This window comes from Caballeronia calidae, from assembly GCF_900044055.2.
Classification (GTDB): domain Bacteria; phylum Pseudomonadota; class Gammaproteobacteria; order Burkholderiales; family Burkholderiaceae; genus Caballeronia; species Caballeronia calidae.
On sequence record NZ_FCOX02000208.1, the window covers coordinates 1 to 3,045 of the forward strand.

The following is a 3,045-nucleotide window of genomic DNA, read 5'->3' on the forward strand; positions in this document are numbered from 1 at the left end:
GGATCAGTATCCCGGGATTATTTTTATCTGGGGATAAACGGTTATGGCCCTTGTTTGTGCGTAGATTCGCTCGAATGTTGTCGGCATAATATTCCCCTGTACTGCGAGGTTTGTCACTCGTTGGGGGATTCTCTTGCAGATTCTGATGCGCACGAGTTCTAGTGCCGAAGCGTACGTGGCAGGCCGCGAGTGGCAGAGAGCGAAGCTACCCAGGTGCCCACTGCATCCTTGCGGTGGATGCGGGATTGCACGCCATGGAAGCTACACAAGGGCAAAACCGTCTGGGGTTCGTGTGGCCCGATGGTACTGTCCCCAAGGACACCGCACTTTCAGCCTGTTGCCCAACTTTCTGGCAACGCGCTTGCCCGGACTGCTCGTCGAGGTCGAGGAGGCGATCATCGTGGCAGAACATTCGCCGAGTATCGAGGTTGCAGCAGCAAGTGTGCGTGGCCTGGACGTATTATTGCCAGCAGCGATTCGTTGGCTCCGTCGTCGGCTCGGGCCGGTTCAGCGCGCTGTTCAAGTACTGAGCGACACCGCCCCAGAGATGGCGGTCGTCGTTAGTGATGGCTTTCTTACTCGCCTTCGCCTTGACCTCAACGATGAGGTGCTCGCGCGTCTACCGCCACCGCTTGGCTTCGGAATCTGTGGTCGCCGCCGTCCCGCTGTCGAAGGTAGGCAACACAAGATGTGGCCTGACATGGACGGAACAACGATATATTCTGGTGGAGAACATGACACATTGTCAGCACCCCTATGGTTACGCAATCCTGTGCCACGAAGTACCCCAAACGCACGCCCACCACCCGGGACATCTGGCGCGTATGGCGTGCAGACCGCAGCGTTAGTGCGAGTACCGCGCGGCAATACCTGTATTGGATATTGCGGTTCAGACGCTATTGCAACTCGCTCGGCCTTGATGAAGCTGACGAGCTGACGCGCGACGGACTCGAGCGGTTCCTGCACTGGTACACTCATTCACGCAACGTTACCGCTGGCTACCTCGCTTGGGCAAAGTCGTCGTTTCGGTCATTGCGGCGCGTCTACGAGGTTATTGGCAGACCATTGCCCCCGTGGAAACCCGTCGAGTGCCGACCTGCGCCTCTCACGGCGGTCCTGCGCGACTACGCTGCACACCTGGGAAAACATCGTGGCAACCCCGAGGTTACGGTTCGCAAGAAGCTCGACCATGTCGGCAAACTCCTCGAGCACCTGCATTGTTCCGGAAAGTCGTGGCGACAGTTGACCCTGCCCGAGATCGATGCGTTCCTCATCGGGTGCGCCTGTCGTTACGCCCCCTCAACGACTGCCGACATCGCCAGCACGGTCAGATCCTTTGCCCGCTTCCTACTGGTCAGCGGACGCATTCGCACCGATCTCGCCGACGCGGTGATCTCGCCAGTGAAACGTCCGCTCGAAAATCCCCGACAAGCCTTACCCTGGCAGGATGTTCAACGCCTGCTGCGCGCCGTAGATACAGGCACGGCGCGCGGATTGCGTGATCATGCGCTACTGCTGATGATGAGCACCTACGGCCTCGGTGCCGGCGAAGTAATCGGCCTGCAATTGCAGCACATCGACTGGAACTCCGGCACCCTGCAGATGCTCCGTCCCAAGACGGACGTCAGCTTTGTCCTGCCACTGCTTCCGCCGGTGGCGAGGGTGCTTGCGCGGTACCTGCGTCATGGGCGTCCGGCTCATACGTTAACGCGGCATGTGTTCGTCCAGATGAAAGTGCCATTCGGCCCGCTAACATCATCCTCAGCAGTGCGACATATTATTATCAAATATGCGACGATCGCTGGCATCCAGGCGCCGTACCTGGGCAGCCACGTCTTGCGATACTCAAACGCCGCACGGCAACTCGATGTTGGCGCCAAGGCGCGAGTGCTGTCGGATCTGCTCGGCCATCGCGACCCGGGGGCGGTATCGGCCTACGTTCGCATCGCAACGCAGTCGCTTCGTGAAGTCTCGCTGCCGGTACCGCGATGAGCACGAACATTACCGCCACAGCCCTTGCCCGGGACGCAAAGGAGTTCCTGGTGTTCAAGCGAGCCATGGGAGCGGGATACCAACGCGCTGAGTTCGTACTCGACAGCTTCGTGCGCTTCGTCCGTGACCGGTACGGCGAATGCCCTGCGCCATTGGAACGGGCGGTGTCAGAGTGGACGGCAAGAATCGAGGGCCGTAAAGCCGTCACCGTGGGCAATGAATTCGGTGTCGTTCGCCAGCTTTGCCTCTTCCGTCGTCGCAGCGACCCACGCTCATTCGTGCCGGATCATGCAGTGGCACCCGTAAAGGAATCCACGTTCATACCATACATCTTTAGCCAGGAAGAGGTACTCGCTCTGCTGGACGCCGCCACGCAGCACGAAGGTCGCAGCATTTGGGGGGCGATGTTGCGGGCTCTCACGCTTGTGATGTACTGCACCGGTATGCGGCTCGGCGAGGCGGCAAGACTGCGTATGGTCGACGTTGACCTGCGTCGGGCCATCCTGACGGTACAACGAAGCAAGGGACGTTCGCGCATTCTGGCGATCCGTGACGATCTCGTCGAGGAGCTACGGCAGTACATTCGCTATCGCGAGAAAGTATTGGCGACAAGGGGTGCGGACGATCCCATGACGCTGTTCATCCGTCTAGATGGATCGGCACTCCCACTGCACGCGGCATCCGACGCTTTGCGATGTCTGCTACGGAAGCTTGGCCTGAAGCCACAATGCGGCCGCTCGGGCGCCAGGGCGTACGAGCTGAGGCACGCCTTCGCGGTACACCGATTGACTGCCTGGGCGGAAGAAGGTGTAGACGTTCATGCGAAGCTGCCGTGGTTGTCTGCCTACCTCGGGCATCAGAATCTGCTCGGTACGGAAGTCTATCTCAAGGCGACGCCGCAACTGCTCCAACTGGCAAGCCAGCGCTTCGAGCGCCACTCACGTGCAAAGCGCCACCTGCGATGAGCCGCTCACAATCTCCGAGCCTGTTCGCCCTCGTGCAGTCGTACTTTACCGAATACCTGCCGCGGCAACGTGGCGCCAGCGCTCATAC

At 60.0% G+C, this 3,045-nt stretch carries 2 protein-coding genes; both read left to right on the plus strand.

The window, feature by feature from the left end:
* Positions 1-756: 756 nt before the first annotated feature.
* Positions 757-1,992, plus strand: a complete 1,236-nt coding sequence (locus AWB78_RS41985) for a tyrosine-type recombinase/integrase (protein WP_062613147.1) — start codon at positions 757-759, stop codon at positions 1,990-1,992.
* A complete protein-coding gene (locus tag AWB78_RS41990) occupies positions 1,989-2,957 on the plus strand; it encodes a tyrosine-type recombinase/integrase (RefSeq protein ID WP_062613150.1) in 969 nt (322 codons plus the stop codon). The genes AWB78_RS41985 and AWB78_RS41990 overlap by 4 nt, the downstream gene beginning before the upstream one ends.
* Positions 2,958-3,045 lie beyond the last annotated feature (88 nt).

Coding starts and splice junctions, on each gene's coding strand:
- AWB78_RS41985 (WP_062613147.1), top strand. CDS start 757: ATGGTTACGCAATCCTGTGCCACGAAGTACCCCAAACGCACGCCCACC.
- AWB78_RS41990 (WP_062613150.1), top strand. CDS start 1,989: ATGAGCACGAACATTACCGCCACAGCCCTTGCCCGGGACGCAAAGGAG.